General features: G+C 35.8%; 16 protein-coding genes. 8 read left to right on the top strand and 8 right to left on the bottom strand.

Features of this window, described 5'->3' with window-relative positions; all coding sequences use genetic code 11:
• Nucleotides 1-253: 253 nt before the first annotated feature.
• A complete protein-coding gene (locus ACFSTE_RS19785; RefSeq protein WP_254884026.1) occupies nucleotides 254-2611 on the bottom strand; it encodes a GH92 family glycosyl hydrolase in 2358 nt (785 codons plus the stop codon).
• A gap of 407 nt (nucleotides 2612-3018) precedes the next feature.
• Entirely contained in the window at nucleotides 3019-3438 is a 420-nt protein-coding gene (locus ACFSTE_RS19780) for a GlcG/HbpS family heme-binding protein (RefSeq protein ID WP_176029942.1), read from the bottom strand.
• Between the two features lie 343 nt (nucleotides 3439-3781).
• Between ACFSTE_RS19780 and ACFSTE_RS19775 the strand changes: the two genes are divergently transcribed.
• From ACFSTE_RS19775 to ACFSTE_RS19765, 3 genes are all read left to right on the top strand, one after another.
• Complete coding sequence (locus ACFSTE_RS19775; RefSeq protein ID WP_176029943.1) at nucleotides 3782-5641, top strand: DNA topoisomerase IV subunit B; 1860 nt, start codon at nucleotides 3782-3784, stop codon at nucleotides 5639-5641.
• 26 nt (nucleotides 5642-5667) lie between these two features.
• Entirely contained in the window at nucleotides 5668-8334 is a 2667-nt protein-coding gene (locus tag ACFSTE_RS19770) for a DNA gyrase/topoisomerase IV subunit A (protein WP_176029944.1), read from the top strand.
• 75 nt (nucleotides 8335-8409) lie between these two features.
• Nucleotides 8410-9255, top strand: a complete 846-nt coding sequence (locus ACFSTE_RS19765) for a mechanosensitive ion channel family protein (RefSeq protein ID WP_176029945.1) — start codon at nucleotides 8410-8412, stop codon at nucleotides 9253-9255.
• Nucleotides 9256-9328: 73 nt separating this feature from the next.
• On the opposite strand, the gene ACFSTE_RS19760 is transcribed toward ACFSTE_RS19765, so the two are convergent.
• From ACFSTE_RS19760 to ACFSTE_RS19735, 6 genes are all read right to left on the bottom strand, one after another.
• Complete coding sequence (locus tag ACFSTE_RS19760) at nucleotides 9329-11674, bottom strand: TonB-dependent receptor (RefSeq protein ID WP_378255286.1); 2346 nt, start codon at nucleotides 11672-11674, stop codon at nucleotides 9329-9331.
• Nucleotides 11675-11742: 68 nt separating this feature from the next.
• Nucleotides 11743-12519 (bottom strand): LuxR C-terminal-related transcriptional regulator, encoded by a 777-nt coding sequence (locus tag ACFSTE_RS19755; RefSeq protein ID WP_176029947.1) that lies wholly within the window; start codon nucleotides 12517-12519, stop codon nucleotides 11743-11745.
• Between the two features lie 72 nt (nucleotides 12520-12591).
• Nucleotides 12592-13125: an HD domain-containing protein gene (locus ACFSTE_RS19750; protein ID WP_176029948.1), complete on the bottom strand. Its 534-nt coding sequence runs from the start codon at nucleotides 13123-13125 to the stop codon at nucleotides 12592-12594.
• A 176-nt stretch (nucleotides 13126-13301) separates the two neighbouring features.
• Nucleotides 13302-14093 (bottom strand): TerC family protein, encoded by a 792-nt coding sequence (locus tag ACFSTE_RS19745; protein WP_176029949.1) that lies wholly within the window; start codon nucleotides 14091-14093, stop codon nucleotides 13302-13304.
• Nucleotides 14093-14464 (bottom strand): DNA topoisomerase IV, encoded by a 372-nt coding sequence (locus ACFSTE_RS19740; protein WP_176029950.1) that lies wholly within the window; start codon nucleotides 14462-14464, stop codon nucleotides 14093-14095. Before ACFSTE_RS19740 ends, ACFSTE_RS19745 begins: the two co-directional genes overlap by 1 nt.
• A gap of 67 nt (nucleotides 14465-14531) precedes the next feature.
• Nucleotides 14532-15056: a helix-turn-helix domain-containing protein gene (locus ACFSTE_RS19735; RefSeq protein ID WP_378255283.1), complete on the bottom strand. Its 525-nt coding sequence runs from the start codon at nucleotides 15054-15056 to the stop codon at nucleotides 14532-14534.
• 362 nt (nucleotides 15057-15418) lie between these two features.
• Here ACFSTE_RS19735 and ACFSTE_RS19730 point away from each other — a divergent pair, with 362 nt between their 5' ends.
• From ACFSTE_RS19730 to ACFSTE_RS19710, 5 genes are all read left to right on the top strand, one after another.
• On the top strand, nucleotides 15419-16576 hold the full coding sequence (locus ACFSTE_RS19730) for a M14 family zinc carboxypeptidase (RefSeq protein WP_176029952.1): 1158 nt from the start codon (nucleotides 15419-15421) through the stop codon (nucleotides 16574-16576).
• A gap of 76 nt (nucleotides 16577-16652) precedes the next feature.
• The gene (locus tag ACFSTE_RS19725; protein ID WP_176029953.1) at nucleotides 16653-17132 is read left to right on the top strand and encodes an Lrp/AsnC family transcriptional regulator; all 480 of its coding nucleotides are present in this window, start codon (nucleotides 16653-16655) and stop codon (nucleotides 17130-17132) included.
• Nucleotides 17133-17229: 97 nt separating this feature from the next.
• Nucleotides 17230-19815, top strand: a complete 2586-nt coding sequence (locus tag ACFSTE_RS19720) for a phosphoenolpyruvate carboxylase (protein WP_176029954.1) — start codon at nucleotides 17230-17232, stop codon at nucleotides 19813-19815.
• 172 nt (nucleotides 19816-19987) lie between these two features.
• Nucleotides 19988-20500 carry a DinB family protein gene (locus ACFSTE_RS19715; protein WP_378255279.1) on the top strand — a complete coding sequence of 171 codons (513 nt, stop codon included), beginning with the start codon at nucleotides 19988-19990 and terminating at the stop codon, nucleotides 20498-20500.
• Between the two features lie 4 nt (nucleotides 20501-20504).
• Nucleotides 20505-20885: a nuclear transport factor 2 family protein gene (locus tag ACFSTE_RS19710; RefSeq protein WP_378255277.1), complete on the top strand. Its 381-nt coding sequence runs from the start codon at nucleotides 20505-20507 to the stop codon at nucleotides 20883-20885.
• The last annotated feature ends 40 nt before the right edge of the window (nucleotides 20886-20925 follow it).

Here is a 20925-nt window from a genome sequence, read left to right as displayed (position 1 = left end):
TACACTTTTAATATTTTGTTTATGAGTCTTTTGTGTTTATTTTAACAGTTTGTTTAGAAATCTATTTAATAAGGTTTTTTTTTGTTAAAATCTTAATAATGAGTTGCTAATCAATATCGGGTGGTGCAGCTTGTCCTTTTTTAAGGGAACTATAACCTAAAGAAGATACGTTATAACGGTAAATCATAAAAATAAAAATCCCTTCCCATACCTGTGAATAGATACGAAAAGGGAAAAAAATAAAAAAATATGATTACTTTTTAGGGGTGTTACTTAAATGAAAAGTAATAATGCCTCCGTTTGTTATGTCCTTATGTCGGATGTTGGTACCTTCTAAAGTTTTACCATTAATCTCTATTTTGGATACATAAACATTTTCTTTTCCTTGATTAACAGTATTAATTGTTAATTTTTTTCCGTTTTCCAGATAGATATCTGCTTCTTCTATCATTGGGCTTCCGGTTGCATATAGATCAGATCCTGGGTTAACAGGGTAGAAACCTAATGCACTAAATACATACCAGGCACTCATTTGTCCTGCGTCATCATTTCCACATAAACCATCTACACCATTACTATACATGGTATCCAGAATCATTCGTACACGTGCTTGTGTTTTCCAGGGATCATTCGTCCAGTTGTATAAATAAGGAATGTGATGACCGGGTTCATTGCCATGTACATAATTACCAATAATTCCATCGCGGGTAATATCTTCATTTTTCTCAATATACTTATCTTCAATCTCAGTGGTAAATATTTTGTCCAGATGTTGAGAGAAAGCATCTTTTCCTCCCATGATACGAATCATATTTTCGGTTTCATGAGGAACATACAACCCGTAATTCCAGGCATTCCCTTCTATGAAACCTTGTCCATGTGTATTTATTGGATCGAATTTTGGGCGCCAGCTTCCATCAGATAATTTAGGGCGCATATATCCGATCTCTTTGTCATAAACATGAAGATAGTTTTTAGATCTTTTGGTGTAGAGATCAGCTACTTTCTGATTGTTGTTCTTTTTTGCAATTTGGGCAATACACCAATCGTCATAAGCATATTCTAATGTTTTGGAAACAGAGTAGGGGCTTTTGTCTTCTGGTACATATCCTTTTTCCATATAACTATCAAGACCTTCAAAATAAGGAACTGTCGCGGTATTAGTTGCTGCGGTCAAAGCACTGTTTAAATTGACATCTGTGGTTCCTTTGGCAACCGCATCCGCAATAACTGATACAGAATGATATCCTACCATACACCAATTCTCATTCGCATAATGACTCCAGATAGGAAGCATATTATGAACACTTTGATCATGATGTGCTATCATAGACTTGATCATATCATTGTTTCGGGAAGGTTGTGTAATATTGAACAGTGGATGCAGTGCTCTATAGGTATCCCATAAAGAAAAGATCGTATAGTTCGTAAATCCTTCAGATTGATAGATATTTTGGTCCAGTCCTCTATAAGATCCATCTACATCTTCGTAGATAATAGGTCCTAGCATGGTGTGATATAGTGCACTATAAAATGTTTCTTTTTGTTCCTTAGTGCTTGTCTTGACCTGTATTTTGGAAAGCTCAGTATTCCACTTATCTCTTGTTTCTTGTTTTACCTGGTCGAATTCCCAGTGTGGAATTTCCTGTTCCAGATTTTTGACAGCTCCATTTGTGCTAACAGGAGACAAGGCAAATTTTATTTTTATTTTCTCGTTTTCTTCTGTTTTAAAGTTAAAATAAGCTCGTATATTTTTTCCTGCCATTTCAGGGAAGTTCTCTTCTTCATTAAAGCGTCTGTAGAATCCGTTATAAATAACTTTTTCATATCGTTTATGACCATAACTATGAAAAGGTTTAGAAAACTGCATGGCAAAAAACACTTTTTTAGTTCGTGCCCATCCATTGGTCTGACGATATCCGGTCACCAGGGAATCATTTTCAATTCTGACAAAGGTCCAGACATTTTTATCATCGTGGTTGTATATATTGGAAATTAAATCCAGAATAATATGAGCATTATCTGATTTTGGGAATGTATACTGATGAAAACCAACACGGGCTGTAGCTGTTAACTCGGCTTTGATTCCATAGTCTGCTAAATCTACAGCATAATACCCTGGAGTTGCTTTTTCTGTGGCGTGATCAAACTGAGAATGAAAACCACTTTTAGGAGTTTCCGCTTTCCCTGGTTCCAAGGTAAGTTCTCCCGTAGTTGGCATTACCAGAAAATCTCCAAGATCAGAATGTCCGGTACCACTAAAATGAGTATGACTAAACCCAAAAATGGTTTGGTCATCATATTGATATCCAGAACAATATTTATACGTGTCTTTATTGTAGCTGCCATCTTCTTTGAACATGGCTTGCTGGTTTGTTTCAGGGCTTAGCTGAACCATTCCAAAAGGAGCTGTAGCACCAGGAAAAGTATGTCCCATATTTTTAGTTCCGATCAGGGGGTTTACATATTGAGCAAGATCTGAAACAGGAGGTGTTTCTTTGGGAGTATCCACCTCTTTTGGAGTTGTTTCCTCCTTAGTAGAAGTATTTTTTTCCGAGTTACAGCTATATACCATAGAAAGGCATACAGAGAGAATGATTAGTTGTTTCATTCGTTTGTTCTTTGTGTTTTTCATAGTTCAGAGAAAATAGTTAAAAACTAAAATGACTCATTAGGTCATTTTGAGGATACAATCTCCTTTTAATTCGGGAAATCGTCATCTGTTTTTATTAAAATCTATTGCCCAAAATACAAAACTTAATCATCGATTCTTTTTATAAGCTAAAATTAAGTGATAATTATGGGGATAATGAGATTTTGTAGTTTTTATTCCTTTTATGGTATGCGATAAGAGTTTTTTTGAATCCTGCTATCCCAAATGCCGTTTTCTATCTACAATGAATGTTATTTTAATGACTAAAAATTAAATATTTTCATTTGATGATCAGGAGAATACTTAAAAACCCCTCAAGCATTGATCATACCTGAGGGGTTTTTACTATTTATTAGCGAACGTTTCTATTGTAGTACCGGAGCAGTGCTATATGCATTAGCTCCTGCTTCTGCTACGGCGTGATCATTTTCTACAGTGCTACCACTAACACCAATAGCACCAACGACATCTCCTTCCTGATTTTTGATAGGAACTCCACCAGGAAAAGTGATCAGTCCATTATTAGAATGTTCTATATTGTACAGAGTGCCTCCGGGCTGGGATAAGGCACCGATATTACCAGTATTCATATCGAATAAACGAGCTGTTTTTGCTTTTTTGAGAGCAATATCAGTAGAACCAATCCAGGCTCCGTCCATGCGCACGAATGCCAATAGATTCGCTCCAGAATCTACAATAGCAATATTCATCTTTGTGTCTAAGTCAATAGATTTTTGCTTGGCAACTTCAATAATTTTTTCGGCTTGTTTTAGGGTGATACTCATGATTATGTGTGAAATTAAAGGATTAATAAAATTAGGAGAATACTATTTTTGATACTACCGGTATTCCTACTAATTATAATATTGCATACTCAGTAAAAAAAGAATCGGCTTGTAACAACAAACAATGTTGCTCCTCTAGTACCAAACTAAGGTAGTAAAAGAAAGACAATAATGAAGGAGACTTTTAGTTTTTTATTTGTAGAAAGTAATGCGGGAAAAGGTAAGATATTCTGTTTCAAATAATCAACAAAAAAGAGGGAATAATTGTTAATTACTTTGTAAGAACACTATTTTAATTCTTTAGGTGAAACCTTATATTAGCAAGCATTCTACCTAAAAATATATGAGTCAAAAAAGTAAGTATACAGAGGATAATATACGATCCCTGGATTGGAAAGAGCATATTCGAATGCGTCCCGGGATGTATATAGGAAAGTTGGGAGATGGTTCATCGGCAGACGATGGGATTTATATTTTGATCAAGGAAGTACTGGATAACTCTATCGATGAATATGTGATGGGAGCCGGTAAAATAATTGAAATATCCATACAAGGTACCAAAGTGATTGTCAGAGATTACGGACGTGGAATTCCATTAGGAAAAGTTGTCGATGTGGTATCAAAGATGAATACCGGAGGAAAATACGATTCCAGAGCATTTAAAAAATCGGTAGGACTAAACGGAGTCGGTACCAAAGCAGTAAATGCATTATCCACCTATTTTAGAGTAGAATCAACCAGGGATGGAAAATCAGCTTCGGCAGAATTCGAAAAAGGAAACCTGACGAATCAGGAGAGCCTGGACGAAACCTCCAGAAGGAGAGGAACCAAAGTATCTTTTGTTCCTGATGAAACGATTTTTAAGAACTTCAAGTTCAGGTTAGAGTATGTAGCAAAAATGCTGAAAAACTACGTATACCTGAATCCGGGGTTGACCATTGTCTTTAATGGAGAAAGGTATTTTTCGGAAAATGGATTAAAGGATTTATTATCAGAAAGTATCAAGGAAGAAGACAGACTGTATGATATTATTCACCTCAAAGGAGATGATATAGAGGTTGCCCTAACGCATAGTAAGACTCAGTATAGCGAGGAGTACCACTCTTTTGTCAATGGGCAAAACACCACCCAGGGAGGAACCCATCAGGCAGCATTTAGAGAGGCAGTAGTAAAAACAATTCGCGAATTTTATGGAAAGAATTACGAGGCGAGTGATATAAGAAAATCAATAGTTTCTGCGATCAGCATTAAGGTGATGGAGCCCGTTTTTGAAAGTCAGACAAAAACAAAATTAGGGTCTACGGAGATGGGAGGAGACTTACCTACTGTGCGTACGTATATCAATGATTTTGTAAAAAGAGATCTCGATAATTTCTTACATAAAAATCAGGAGACTTCAGAAAAACTACAGCGCAAAATACTACAAGCAGAAAGAGAGCGAAAAGAGCTTTCGGGAATTCGGAAACTAGCGAAAGACAGAGCTAAAAAAGCAAGCTTACACAATAAAAAACTAAGAGACTGTAGAATTCACCTTTCGGATAGTAAAAAAGAAAGAAACCTGGAGAGTACCTTGTTTATTACGGAGGGAGATTCGGCGAGTGGTTCCATTACGAAATCAAGAGATGTAAATACGCAGGCGGTTTTTAGTCTTAGAGGGAAACCTTTGAATAGTTATAATATGACTAAAAAGATTGTATATGAAAATGAAGAATTTAATCTGCTTCAGGCGGCGCTCAATATCGAAGAATCAATGGAAGATTTGCGATATAACAATATTGTGATCGCTACCGATGCCGATGTCGACGGAATGCATATACGCTTATTATTGATAACTTTCTTTTTGCAGTTTTTTCCGGAGCTGATCAAAGAAGGACATCTGTATATATTGCAAACACCACTTTTTAGGGTACGAAATAAAAAAGAAACGATTTATTGCTATTCCGAGAGAGAGCGTATTGCAGCGATCAATAAACTATCCGGAAAACCTGAAATAACACGATTTAAAGGACTTGGGGAAATCTCTCCTGATGAATTTGTACATTTTATCGGAGATGATATACGATTAGATCCTGTAATGTTGGATCAAGATAAGTCAATAGAAGAGTTATTGTCGTTCTATATGGGTAAGAATACACCACAGCGACAAGAGTTTATCATTGATAATCTAAAAGTGGAATTAGATACCCCGGAAGATGAAGCATAATTATTAAAGTGAGGGCATTATAGTATATGGATATAGAAAACGAACACGAACACGAAGAATTATATAACCCTTCAGAATCTTCGGAGCATCAAGAGCAACAAGAAGTGATAACCAAGGTATCCGGAATGTATAAAGATTGGTTCCTGGATTATGCTTCTTATGTAATTCTGGAACGTGCTGTTCCGGCTATCGAAGATGGGTTAAAACCTGTACAACGAAGGATTCTTCATTCTATGAAGGACCTGGATGACGGTAGGTATAATAAGGTTGCCAATATAGTCGGGCATACGATGCAGTATCACCCACATGGAGATGCCAGTATCGCAGATGCGATGGTGCAGATTGGTCAAAAAGATTTATTGATCGATATGCAGGGAAACTGGGGGAACATTCTCACAGGAGACAGGGCGGCTGCTTCCAGGTATATCGAAGCCAGATTGTCTAAGTTCGCATTGGATGTTGTGTACAATCCCAAAGTTACCGACTGGCAATTGTCATATGATGGGAGGAAAAAAGAACCTATAAACTTACCGGTAAAATTCCCTTTACTATTAGCACAAGGAGCAGAAGGAATTGCAGTAGGGTTGAGTACCAAAGTATTGCCTCATAATTTTATAGAATTAATCGATGCTTCTATAAAACATCTGAAAGGGAAAAAGTTTACGATATATCCGGATTTCCCTACTGCGGGGATTGCGGATTTTACAAACTATAATGATGGGAATAGAGGAGGAAAAGCGAGAGTACGAGCTAAAATAGCACAGCACGAAAAGAATTCCCTGGTCATAACAGAAATTCCTTTTTCTACCACTACGACTTCTCTGATTGATTCTATTCTTAAAGCAAATGATAAAGGCAAGATAAAAATCAAGAAGATAGAAGATAATACTGCGGCAGAAGTCGAAATATTGATACACTTGCCTTCGGGAATATCTCCTGACAAAACAATTGATGCATTGTATGCATTTACGAATTGCGAGGTATCAATTTCTCCTTTGGGATGCGTAATTGAAGATAATAAACCTAATTTTATTGGGGTATCAGAAATGCTTCGAAGGTCTACTGATAATACAGTAGAATTATTGAAGCAAGAACTAGAAATTCAATTAAATGAATTACAGGAACAGTGGCATTTTGCTTCTTTAGAGCGAATTTTTATAGAAAACCGCATCTACCGGGAAATAGAAGAAGAAGAAACCTGGGAAGGAGTTATATCTGCTATTTATAAAGGGCTGCAACCACATATAACACATCTGAAAAGAGATGTTACAGAAGAAGATATTGTTCGTCTTACAGAAATCCGAATCAAGCGAATCTCAAAATTTGATATTGATAAGGCACAGCAACGTATCGAGGCATTAGAAGAAGATATTGCAGCGGTAAAACACAATTTGGAACATCTGGTAGCATACGCGATTTCTTATTTCCAAAGATTAAAAGATACTTACGGAAAAGGAAGAGAGCGAAAAACAGAAATGAAGATATTTGATGATATCGAAGCAACTAAGGTTGTAATCCGAAACACTAAACTCTATGTGAACAGAGAAGAAGGATTTGTAGGGACTTCTCTTCGGAAAGATGAGTATGTTGCAGATTGTGCGGATATTGATGATGTAATTTGTTTTATGGCGTCAGGAAAAATGATGATTACTCGAGTTGATTCCAAAACTTTTGTCGGTAAGGATATTATTCACGTAGCAGTCTTTAAGAAAAAAGATAAACGAACCATCTATAATATGATCTATCAGGATGGGCGAGGAGGTACATCCTATGTGAAACGATTCGCAGTAACAGGAGTAACCAGAGATAAAGAATACGATCTTACACAAGGAAAAAAAGGTTCTAAGGTTACTTATTTTTCTGCAAATCCAAATGGAGAAGCTGAAGTAGTAACCATTTTATTACGACAAGCAGGAAGTATCAAAAAACTGAAATTCGACCTTAACTTTGCCGATTTGTTGATCAAAGGAAGAGGCGTAAAAGGGAATGTAGTAACTAAGTATAATATCAAACGAATAGAATTAAAAGAACAAGGAGTTTCTACCTTAAAACCGAGAAAAATATGGTTTGATGATACGGTACAGCGATTAAATGTTGATGGAAGAGGAGAGTTGTTAGGAGAATTTAAAGGAGAGGACCGCTTGTTAATTGTTACTCAGAAAGGATATATCAAAACCTTAGTGCCAGAAATGACCTTGCATTTTGATTCTGATATGATTGTATTAGAAAAGTGGGAACCTAAAAAGCCAATTTCAGCTATTTATTGGGAGGGGGATAAAGAACGGTATTATGTGAAACGTTTCCTGATAGAAAGTGCTGACAGAGAAGATCTGTTTATTACAGACCATCCAAAATCGAGAATGGAGATCGTTTCTACGGATTACAGACCTATTGCCGAAGTAGTTTATTCTAAAATCAGAGGAAAAGACCAAAAACCAAACTGGGAAGTAAACCTGGAAGAGTTTATTGCTATCAAAGGATTAAAAGCATTAGGGAATCAGTTGACAACAGAAAAAATAAAACAGATAAACTTGCTGGATCCATTGCCATATGAATTGCCGGAAGAGGAAGCAGATGTTCCTGATGCGGAAGAAGCTACAGAAGATGAAGCGGCAGGAGCAGCAAATGGAGAAACAATAGAGCTTGATGATGATTTTTCTGAAGATAATGGAGAGCAAACTTCTCTTTTTTAGAAAGAAAAAGTCTTTTGATACGATCTAGGAATAGTAGAATCTCAGGGAGTGAATATCCCATAAAGAAGTGATGTTTTGACAGAGATTATTAAAAAATATATAGATGTAGATAGTATAGAAGGTATTATTCTATACAGTTTCATTATTTTCTTTATTAGCTGGGGAATTTCAATAGTTTTCAGGAAAATGCTGATGCTTTTTCTGAATAAAAAAGAGCAAAAATCCAGGTATAGTGTGACCAGCTTGCGATTTGTCAGTAATTCGGTGCGATTTATATTTTTTATAATCGCCTTTATTATTGTAATAGGCACAGTACCTTTTCTAAGAAGACAAGCAGGTTTAATTTTTTCAGGGGCAGGAATTCTTGCAGCAATTATAGGTTTTGCAGCGCAGGCAGCGATTTCTAACCTTATTGCGGGGATGTTTATCGTTATCTTCAAGCCTTTCAGAATTGGGGATTATATAAAATTGGATTTGGAGCGAGTAGGTATTGTTGTGGATATCACGCTTCGACATACCGTGATAAATACCTTTGAGAATAAACGATTAATTATCCCTAATTCCATTATTAGTACAGAATCTATCCTGAATCATACAATCGAGGATAGTAAGGTTTTGAGTTTTAATAATTTTAAAGTGGGGATTAATGCAGATTTGGATCTGGTGCGAAAAATCATTTTGGAGGAGGCGAATAAACTGGAATACATTGCGGATTTTAGTAATGAAGTAAAAGATGCTTCAGAAGTACGGGTGATTGATGTACATGAATCCTATATTCATGTTCGTGCTTATGTATGGATAACCGAACCTTTTGAAGAGTTTAAAATGAAATGCAAACTGAAAGAAAATATACATAAGCGCTTTCTGGCAGAAGGGGTAGAGATGCCGATTCCTCTCAGAAAAATTATTTCAGAAGCTTAAGAAGGAGTGCCGCCTGCGTCAAATAGGCTTATTGCAATTCAACATAGACAGCACTCAGGGTATATGTAAAAAATCAAAAAGAGAGTTTATAGCTTATATTAGGAATCATGATGGTTTCATTTTGCTCATCTACGGTCTGATGTTTAAAATTGTAGCGATGTCCGAAAAATTCTTCACTTTTATTCGCATTTATAATTTTTAGTGACAATTGTTGAGATGATTTCTTTTTATTCCAAGTATAATTGACAGTGATATGAGAAACCAAAGAAGGATCAACCTGTTCTGTAAATGGAGTGGTCTCATCATAAATTACCTTCTCTGCATTTAGAGAAGCTTCTTCATCAACTAAAGAATGTCTTTCTCCTCCTTGAAGTCCTACTCTCAGGTTTACTCCCAGTATATTTTGTTTGGTTTTTCCCATAGGGAACTCTTTTCCGATTAGAGCGTTTACTAAGTATCCTTTATTAAATCGGGTATTATACCATTCGTTTAGATCAGTTTTATACTTTGATTCGAATATAGACCCGGTAAACATATAGTATAGTCCATTATCGAGATACCGTTCCAGAGTTACATCAACTCCGTAGTTTTTTCCTTCTCCAGAATTGGTAAAAGTATCGGTAATAAACCAGTCATTTTGCAAATTTAAAAGTGAGTAACTACTGTTTTCTATACTAGGAATATCATATAATAACTGATAATAAGGTTCTATTTTTAGGTGCAAGTGCTCATTAATATTCCAGTCATATCCAAGAATAAAATGATGTGCTTTTGTAAAATCAAGCTCTTTATTCGTCACAGCAGCATTAGCAGTTTGTGGTTTTATAAAGTAGAAATTAATAGGTTCCAGTCTACTGTGTAATCCATATCCGATACTCAGTTCATGGTTTTTGTGCAGTTGATAAGCAAGTCCGACTCTCGGTTCTATCGTATAATTGTCATTTAAGGTAAAATATTGAGCATTTATACCGAGGTTAAGGGTAAAGTTTTGTGCAGAAAACTTGGAATTAGAGAAGAAAGCCAGCAGGTTACTAGATCCGTTTTCAGAAACAATGGTATTTAGCGGGTCCCCTGTATTTTGAGCATCTTTAAGCGATAAGTCATAGGTCATTCTGGTGGCAGTAACCCCGGTTTTATTAGCATGCTTTTTAGAAAACTTTGTTTTGATAAATGATTTAAAAACAATGTTATAATAGCGATTATCAATCGTACTTTGAGGTACCAGATGCTGAGCATTGTTTAACCGGTCTGTTTCTATATCCAGCCCATTATTTGTTATCGCTAGGGTAGAGTTAAGAAAGCTTTTATCCGAGAGCATAATCTTGTGATTGATTCCGGCAGCTCCCATGTATTGTCTGGCATCTTCATTTTCGATATCATCATAATACTGACGATCGGCAACAACCTCTTCTATTTCATTCCCGGATTTATCGATGAGTCCGATTCCCCAAAGAGAAAAAGTACCGGCCTTTTTGGTTGGAAATTTAAATTTAAAGGCCAGATCCTGATAATTTATTCCTTCTGTTCCTTCAGGAAGAATAGGAGAGATAAGGCTAAGAGTAGAATATCGATAATTAAACAGGTAAGATGCCTTGCTGTTTTTACTTAAAGGACCTTCAGAAGCCACGTCGATTCCAATCAATCCTAATTGTACGCTATGTTCATGCTTACCACTGTTTCCTGATCGCATACGAATATCAAACACACCAGAAAGGGCATTGTTATATTCTGCGGGAAAAGCTCCGGTAAAGAAATCGGAATTCGCCAGTAAGTTACTACTTAAAGCACTTAATCCACCGCCTCCAAAAGAGTTGAGATCTGCAAAATGATTAGGATTGGGAATTTCTATCCCCTCAATTTTCCATTGTAGAAACTTGGGAGCATTTCCACGAATCACAATTGCATTACTACTGACACTACTGGCTACTCCAGCAAAAGCAGAAGCAAGTCGTGCCGGATCATCAAATCCTCCGGCATATTTATTAGCGTCTTCTACGCTGAGCATTCTGGCACTAACAGTAGCCATGGCGTTTAATGCCTTCTCTTTTTGGATTCTCGGTTTGATAACCACCTCGTCTAAGCTGGCAGCCATTTCTCTTAGTTTGAATGTCAGTACCACCTCTTTAGCCCTGGTTACTAAAACTTCAGGGATAATAACAGGTTCATATCCTACATAAGAAGCCTGAATATCATATCGTTTTACAGGAATATCTTCAAACAAAAATTGACCATCAATATCACTGGTTGTTCCGATAACAGGATCTGTACCGACTAATACTACTGTAGCAAAGGGTAGCGGGGTTTGGGTAACTTCGTCAATGATGGTTCCCTTAATGTTTTGTGTAAGTTCTTGAGAAAAAACACAATATGGAGCCAAAGCAAAGAGTAGTACATAAAGAAAGAAAGCTTTAATATTCATTTACTTTTTTGATATCAAAACTATCTTTCTTTATAAGGAACCGCAATACTGATTAATCAGTATTTATATTATACTAAGCCTAAACGGGAGGCATATTCAACTGCTTCGAAAGAATTGTTCGCTCCTAATTTCTTGAGTATTTTCTGACGGTGTGTATTTACTGTATGAATACTAATTGATAGATTATTAGATATTTCTTTACTCAAAAAACCTTCTTTTACCAAAATTAGAATTTCAGATTCCCTCTTAGAGAGCAGATCTGTAGTATTGTTTTTAAGAAATTGTTCTTTTACAGAAGAAACTTCACCAGTTTTACTGTTTATCAATTGACTTTTGATTCCGGGATAACTTTCTTGGTTGGGAGATACGTCCATAACATTAAGAGCCAGCCAAAAATTATTAAGCGTATCTAATTCTAAGACCATATGCTGTTCTATAACACGAACATATTGATTTTCGTGGTTGAGGACCCTGTATTCATTTTGTAGTTTATAGTCTTTTCTTTTTTCCGGGGCGATGGAATACATGAATTTTAATAGAGCAATACCATGTGCGGTTAATTGCATTAAATCATCAGGATGTATTCTGGAATTACTGTATTCATTAGTCGTATCTTTTACTTTTTCGGTATCATATCCAAAAATATCCTGTAAGTTACGTGAAGAATAAATATGTCTTTTCTGAAAAAGGTCAAAAACAGTAATTCCACTATTATTTACTTTTGCCATTTGGTCCAAAAAAGGAATTTGATTTTCGAATATAGAATAATCAAGGGTGTCTTCTACAAATTTTTGTTGGTCAAGAACAGTGTAGTATTCTTGCATGATTTTTTGTAAATCATCCATTTTTTTAAAGGGTTAGATTTATTAATAATTTTAAGAAGATTATAATTAGATAGTATTCGTTACAAAAAAGATTTATAGATATTGATGGTATGCTTCTATTCTTTCTAGTAATCTAGTCATAAGATAAGTATTTTTTTCTGTCAATGTATCCGCAATTAATTTTGCTTCTTCATGATATGCCTGTATTTTTTCTTTTTTCCAATGAGGAGGAGGGGATTGTAAGTTGGTGATTCGATCTGCGAGTTTCACCATGCCTACCTCTTTTGATAACTTGTTTATTCTGGATAGGCTATCTTTCATCTGATCCCGTTTATCAGGAAGGCTCACATTTTTGGTCAGCGCTAATACAGCATCTGCTACCGAACCTCCAAAATTCTTTTTTACCTCTTCATAGGTGGTGTCAGTATCTTCGATTACATCGTGCAAAATTGCTGCCTGAATTGCGAGATCGATGTTGAAATTTTTCTGTGCACTATATGCCATTAGGATTTCCATAGCGACATTAGAAATATGAACCAGATAATTTGCCTCAGATCCGGGAATTTTTTGCGTAGCGTGTTTTTCCCCTGCAAATTTGATCGCTTTTTGATATAACTCGTTTGTCAAAACATAGGTGATTTCGATAAATATACTATTAAGGAAATTGAGCAGCAAATTATACTACAGGAAATTGAAAGAAGAACAGGGGAGGCGAAGCAAAACAAAAAAGCTAGTATCTGATAGTATACTAGCTTTAAATATATTGTATGACGGGTTTTGGTATTCCCGGTATATGTTAAAATTTATTGACTGTTCTTTTTTCTCAGCTTAAAGTTTAAAAATTCAATAAATAGAGAGAAGGTAATGGTAAAATACAGGTACCCTTTAGGAATTGCACCAATCTCTTCATCAAAAATTTTGAAATGAGCCAGGTGGGCAGCTTCTGTGATAAGCATAAACCCTATCAGGATTAAGAAAGAAAGACCTAAAATTTGAACAGAAGGGTGTTTATTGACAAAACGTCCGACAGGTACAGCAAAAATCATCATAACCAAAACAGATAAAACGACAGCGATAATCATGATGATCAACGCATCATTAGGATTTTCGCTAAGACCGCTTGTCATTCCTACAGCTGTCAGGATTGAATCAAATGAAAAAACAATATTAATCAGAGTGATTTGAAGAATAGCTCGTGATAATGAATTAGAGCTTTTTGCCTTGACTTCTTTTTCTTCTTCTCCTTTTTCTTCCACTTTTTCGTGGATTTCATGTACACTTTTATAAAGAAGGAAAATCCCTCCTCCAAATAGTATAAGTGCCTGACCACTAATTCCCGCTTCTAACCAGGGGAGGTTGATATGCCAGAATGGAGCTTCCATCGCTACCAGAAGAGAAATACCGAATAACAATACAATTCTCATAATCATAGCCAGGAATAATCCAATATTAGTGGCTTTTTTTTGTTGTGTCTTTTCTAGCTTACTAGAAGCAATAGATATAAAAATGATATTGTCTATTCCTAATACAATTTCCAGGAAGGTTAAAGTAACCAGGGCTCCCCATGCATCCGGGGATGATAAAATGTCAAACATTATTTTATTTTTTTAGCGGTTCCACGTTGTTTTGTCGACGACCCGACAAGTCCGTATTCAAAAGTATAGGAATCTCCATCGGTTGTCAAAATTTTCATATGAATAGCCTTTTCTTCAGATCTGTTTTTAGGATGAAGTTTCTTGACGATATATTCACAATCATTTATCCAGCGTACACTGGAAGTGTCACTTTTGCCAAGAAAAAAATCAATTTCTATAGAATCATTTCTGATGAATTGGGTTTTGGCGAGTTCCCCGTCGAGGTATGTTTCAAACTCAAATGTCCCGTTTTGAAATTTTTTACAATTTCTCTCTTGTTGATAACATCCGGTAAGCATTAAAAAAATGCAGATAAAAGCGATTGGCTTCATATATGAATAATAAGGCTGAACGAAAATAAATCTATTTCCAGAAAAAATACAAGAATGCTGAAAAAAATTATTGAGATTTTTTTTGACAATAGGAGGTGAAGGTCCCATCAGAAAAGAAAATAACGATTCGATCAATATCATTACTAAAAGGAACGATTGCTTTTTTTATAGCCTCTACAGGAGCAGATGTATCAGGCACTTGATGTGAAGAGGGAGCAGTGGGGGCATGTACAGGTGTGTTTACGACTGGTGTCGATGCTGGTTCTGAAAATAAATCCTGAGCTGTGTCAGTTGCTGTTTCAGCAGGAACCTGTGGAGAAACGGAAACAGGAGGGGAGCTCGTTACCGGTGGGGCAGTTTGTTTACTAGCAGGAAAAGTTCCTTTTCCCTGAAGTAACCACTCCAACTCAACCTCGTTATAACGCTCCGTAATTTTTAAAACAAAATCCAAACTCGGTTTATTTCTTCCTGAGAGAATATGAGAAATAGAAGAACGTCCTATAGATAAAGAATCCGCAAAAGCAGAAGCTGACAGTGCGTAATAATTCATTAATTCTTCCAATCTTTTTGAGAAATCTTCACTGTTTACCATTGTAAACTACAGTTTAAAAGTTATATGTTTACAAAGATAAACAAAAGAGTGTTTACAAATGGTAAACCCTGTAAAAAAGAATTTTACAGTGTTAAACTATAAATTTATATGATAACACTTAAATATCTAGAAATTAATTAATTGAAAGTATTTTAATAAAGCTTTTGTTGTAAAATATTTTTGTCATAAACCACTGTTTACAATACTAAACAACTAATCGAAACACATTGGTTTACATTTGTAAATACAGGTGTTTTACAGTTGTAAACAAGGAAGAGTTTTACAATTGTAACTTTCTTTCTTTTTCTTATGATACCAAAGTAAACTATAGTATTTTCGTGTTTCCATTTCGATACATTTTTATGAATATAGAGAGATTAAAGACCGCATTTGCAAACTATAAAGAATCGAGTTTGTTTGGGAGATACATCCATTTAGAACATATAGAACCGTTGTTAAAATCCTTGTCAGACACCATTGAGGTAACTGTTATTGGGCGTTCAGAAAACAATGCTCCTATTTATATGACTCGTTTAGGAAACGGAAAAAAGAAACTATTATATTGGTCTCAGATGCATGGAAATGAAAGTACCACCACCAAGGCGGTCTTTGATTTTATAAATACATTGATAGCTGCTGATAACGAAATATCTTCTACAGTATTAGAAAATTGCAGCTTATATATTATACCAATACTTAATCCTGATGGCGCAAAAGCGTATACCCGATTAAATTATAACTCGGTTGATCTTAATAGAGATGCTCAGGACTTAACACAGAAAGAAAGTGTGGTTCTTAAAAAGGTAATTGATGAATTACAACCTGATTTTGCCTTTAATCTACATGGGCAACGTACTATTTTTAGTGCAGGTGAAACGAATGCATCAGCTATTGTTTCTTTTTTGTCTGCGGCAGGAGATCAGGAAAGATCGATATCTCCCAGTCGAAAAATAGCGATGGAGGTAATTGCAGAGATGAATACTATATTACAGCAATGCATCCCGGATAGTGTAGGAAGATATGATGATGGGTTTAATATCAATTGTACGGGAGATACGATGGAGTTTAGAGGGATTCCTACGGTTCTTTTTGAAGCGGGACATTACCCTACCGATTATGATAGAGAGAAAACAAGAGCTCTTATCTACTATTCACTGATATCGTCTGCGTTATATCTGGCATCAAATACTGTGACAGGAGATCAGTTCGAAGCATATTTTACCATACCGGAAAATGAAAAATGCTTTTATGATATCATCATCAGGGAGGTACTTCTGGAAGGGGAAATTGTCGATATAGGTGTCCAGTATGAGGAAAAATTGATCGAAAATGAAGTGAAATTCATCCCAAAAGTGGCTGAAATTGGAAATTTGGAAAAAAAATTTGGTCATAGAGAGATTTTTGGAAAAAAAAGAGCGATACGCTACTATAACGATGTAGTAGAGATAGTTCGAGAGGTTGTGTTACCTAAAATCACCCTGGATTTTGAAATATTCTCATTAGAATTGTCAAAAAGTTAACGATACGCAGGTTAAGACATTATTTTTCTTTTATTTTTGCATATATAAATAATAGGGAAAATTATAAAAACGAACTATGGCAAAGTTTAAATTAGACGAAATTGATCACCAGATCTTAGACATGTTGATTGAAAATACCCGTACCCCTTTTACGGATATTGCGAAAAAATTATTGATTTCTGCAGGTACAGTTCATGTACGAGTAAAGAAAATGGAAGAAGCAGGAATTATAGAAGGGTCTTCCTTAACATTAGATTATAGAAAACTAGGCTACTCTTTTATAGCTTATGTAGGGATCTATCTTCAAAACACATCACAAACTAAGTTTGTGTTGGAAAGGATTAACAATATTCCTTTTGTAACTGTAGCACATATCACTACAGGAAAGTTCAACATCTTCTGTAAGATTAGAGCGAAAGATACTACTCATGCAAAAGACATTATCTTTTTATTAGATGATATCGAAGGAGTGTACCGTACAGAAACTATGATCTCTTTAGAGGAAAGCATTAATGATAAGAAACGTTTAATGCATTCTATTTTTAAAGATTTGTAAAGGGTTTTTCTCTTTAGAAAAGATAACGGCCCTTTAAAAGATACCTTTTAAGGGGCTTTTTTATGATTATTAACCATATAGTAACCAATAACCTAAGATGGCAAGAGAACCAAAAATCGAACGTTTTAACCACAACGTTCTCTCTAAGTATCAGATATACAATAGTATATTTATTACCTTACCGTTTGATACGATTACAAACACAGGAGTACTACTCCCATTATTTCAGGAAGTATGTATTAAAGGGTATGCTGATAAGCAAAACCCAAAAGAAATTGTAGAAAGTTTTTTTGAGCAGTATCAAAACAATCCTTCGGATAAAGATAAACACGATTTATTATTTCGGTTTATTCAATATATAGAACGTCAGGTTGTATTATTTGATGCAATAGAAGATGCAGCCTTTCCTGTTGTTAATAATATGGATGGGCGTGGTACCTTACGAAGTATAAAAGAAGAAGCACAAGCCAAGGGAAAGCTTAAAGAATTACAAGAATACCTGAGAAGGTTCAAAATTAGAACAACCTTAACAGCGCATCCCACCCAGTTTTATCCGGGAACTGTTTTAGGAATTATTCATGACCTGGATATTGCGATCAGAGCTAATGATTTATTACGGATAAAAAAACTATTGGCACAGTTAGGGAAAACTGCTTTTTTCAAAAAAGAAAAACCAACACCATTTGATGAAGCCGTTAGTCTTATCTGGTATTTAGAAAATGTGTTTTATCATTCTGTAGGAAAAATATATAACTACGTACAGCAAAATATTTTTGAAGGAGAAGATCTTTCGAATGATTTAATCAATCTGGGATTCTGGCCTGGAGGAGACCGGGATGGGAACCCGTTTGTAACCACTGAGATTACCCTAAAAGTAGCAAAGAGGTTGCGGAAAACGATTCTGATCAACTATTACAGAGATATACGAGAACTAAAGAGGAGAATTACTTTCGGAAATCTTCAGGATAAGATAGCAGTGTTAGAAAATGCGCTATATGATAACTTCTATTATGCCAAAACAGCAGCACCGTTAAAGCTGGAAACCTTAATGGAGGGATTAAAAGAGATCAAAGAAGAATTGATAGCAAAACATCAATCGTTGTTCTTAGAAGATGTGCAAGACTTGATCAACAAGGTCAAAATCTTTGGATTCCATTTTGGAGCGTTGGATATACGGCAAGACTCCCGTGTACACCATAAAGTATTGACAGAAATTGTCGAAAAAACAAATGCGTTGGATTTAGGGATTTTTCCAAAAACGTACACAAGCCTGTCAGAAGAAGAACAAATTGAGGTATTGTCTAATGTAAAAGGAACGCTAGACCCTTCAATTTTTGATGAAAATATTACGAAAGCAACCGTAGAGTCAATCTATGCGATAAAAACCATCCAGAAAAATAACGGAGAGCGCGGATCGAATAGGTACATTATAAGTAATAATGGAAGTGTTTTGAATGTTATGGAGACCTTTGCGATGATCCGATTATGTGATTGGGAGCAGCCTACTGTCGATGTGATTCCGTTATTTGAAACCGTACCAGATCTGAAAGTATCCCATCAGGTAATGGAAGCATTATATACCAATCCGGTGTATATGGAACACCTGAAACGAAGAGGTATGAAGCAAACCATTATGTTAGGATTCTCTGATGGAACCAAGGACGGAGGATACCTGATGGCAAACTGGGCAATATTCAAAGCCAAAGAAGCCTTGACAGCTATTTCCAGACAATACGATGTAAAGGTGATGTTTTTTGACGGACGAGGAGGACCACCAGCTCGTGGAGGAGGAAATACACATCAGTTCTATGCTTCATTAGGTCCCACAGTAGAAGATGAAGAAATTCAATTAACTGTTCAGGGACAAACGATTAGTTCTAATTTTGGAACATTGGATTCATGTCAGTACAACCTGGAGCAACTATTAGGAGCAGGAGTTGAAAATGAATTGACCAATAATGAGAAAAACCTGTTCTCTACAGCAAATAAAGAGACAATGGAGGAGTTGGCAGAAGTAAGCTATAAGACATATGTTGATTTTAAGAATCATCCTAAATTCCTTCCATATCTGGAGCATATGAGTACGCTGAAGTATTATGGAAAAGCCAATATAGGAAGCCGCCCATCCAAGAGAAGTAAGAGTGCTACTCTGGACTTTGGAGATCTGAGAGCTATTCCTTTTGTAGGAAGCTGGAGTCAGTTGAAACAAAATGTACCCGGTTTTTACGGGGTAGGAACTGCTTTAAAACACTTCGAAGATAAAGGAGCTTTTGATAAGGTAGTTGCTCTGTATAATGAATCCGCTTTCTTTAGAGCATTAGTAGGAAATAGTATGATGAGTTTATCAAAATCATTCTTTGGTCTTACTGCCTATATGAAAGAAGATAAAGAATACGGTGCTTTTTGGGATATTATCTATAATGAGTACAAGCTAACGAAAAAACTACTGCTTAAATTAACAGGATATACAGAACTGATGGAGAATGAACCGGCAGGAAAAGCCTCTGTAGAAGCCAGAGAAAAAATCGTATTGCCGTTGCTTACGATCCAACAGTATGCCCTGAAGATGATTCAGGAGTTAAACGAGTCAGGAGATGCTACTCCGGAGGTGCTTGCGATTTATGAAAAAATGGTTACCCGTTCTCTTTTTGGAAATATTAATGCCAGTCGTAATTCTGCATAAATTTGCAGAGCGATCAGAGGTCGCTTTTTTATAACCTCTGTTTGGTATTTCTAATAAGAAGTAGTGCTCACAGAGCATTTATATCCCGGTTATCGGATAAAAAAATGTTAATAAACATATATAGTGAGGTGGAAAATGCTAAATTTCTACCTCACTTTTAATTTTTTAGCATATGATAGATCAGCTAACTACAGAGGAATACAATACATATTATCGTATGTATATACAAAAAGCAACAAGTGCAAATATCCTTGAAGGGCTTCGGGAAAGAAAACAAGAGTTTGTCGATTTTATCAGTGCAATTCCTTCTGAAAAACACCGGTATGCCTATGCTGATGGCAAATGGACTGTCTTAGAAGTTTTTCAGCATCTGATCGATACAGAACGGATCTTTGCATACAGAGCTTTGCGATTTGCGCGAAATGATAAAACTCCTATTATGGGATTTGAGCAAGATGAGTATGTCCCGTTTTCTAATGCGAATCAGTATACAATTCCGCAGTTAGTAGCAGATTTCGAGGCAGTAAGAAGTGGTACGATCACTCTTTTTTCCGGTTTTACTGAGGAGATGTTAACCAGAATAGGAAACGCAAGTGGAAGCCCAATGAGCGCCCGAGCTGTAGGGTATATATTGCAGGGACATCAGATTCATCATTTTCAGGTACTACAAGAACGTTATTTATAAACAGATGCATCAACTCAGAGAAACCATAGCCAAAAAATACTTGTCATGTCTGGAAAAGGCATCGGTAGAAGAGACCCTGTTATTATTTACAGAAGACGCAGTTATTGAATCTCCGCTATACGGGCGAATGCAGGCAAGATTGTTTTATACCCAATTGTTTGCAGATACAATGTCATCTACACTGAGGTTAGATGGTATTTTTAGTGAGCCTACTTCAAGCAGAATATTGATACTTTTTGAATACCAATGGAAACTACGTAATCATCAGCAGGTTATTTTTAATGTAGTAGATGTATTGGAGTTTGATTCAGATAATAAGATAACGACCTTAAAAATTATCTATGATACTGCCAGATCCAAAGAAGCTTTTTCTCAATTAGAGTAATACCATCTCTGATGTAAGGTAAGCATAGTCTACTACAATA

Origin of the sequence: Aquimarina hainanensis, from assembly GCF_042684685.1 — a bacterium.
Taxonomy (GTDB): Bacteria; Bacteroidota; Bacteroidia; order Flavobacteriales; family Flavobacteriaceae; genus Aquimarina; species Aquimarina hainanensis.
The sequence above is the reverse complement of the archived record's forward strand: the minus strand, read 5'-3'. Positions and strand labels throughout refer to the sequence as shown.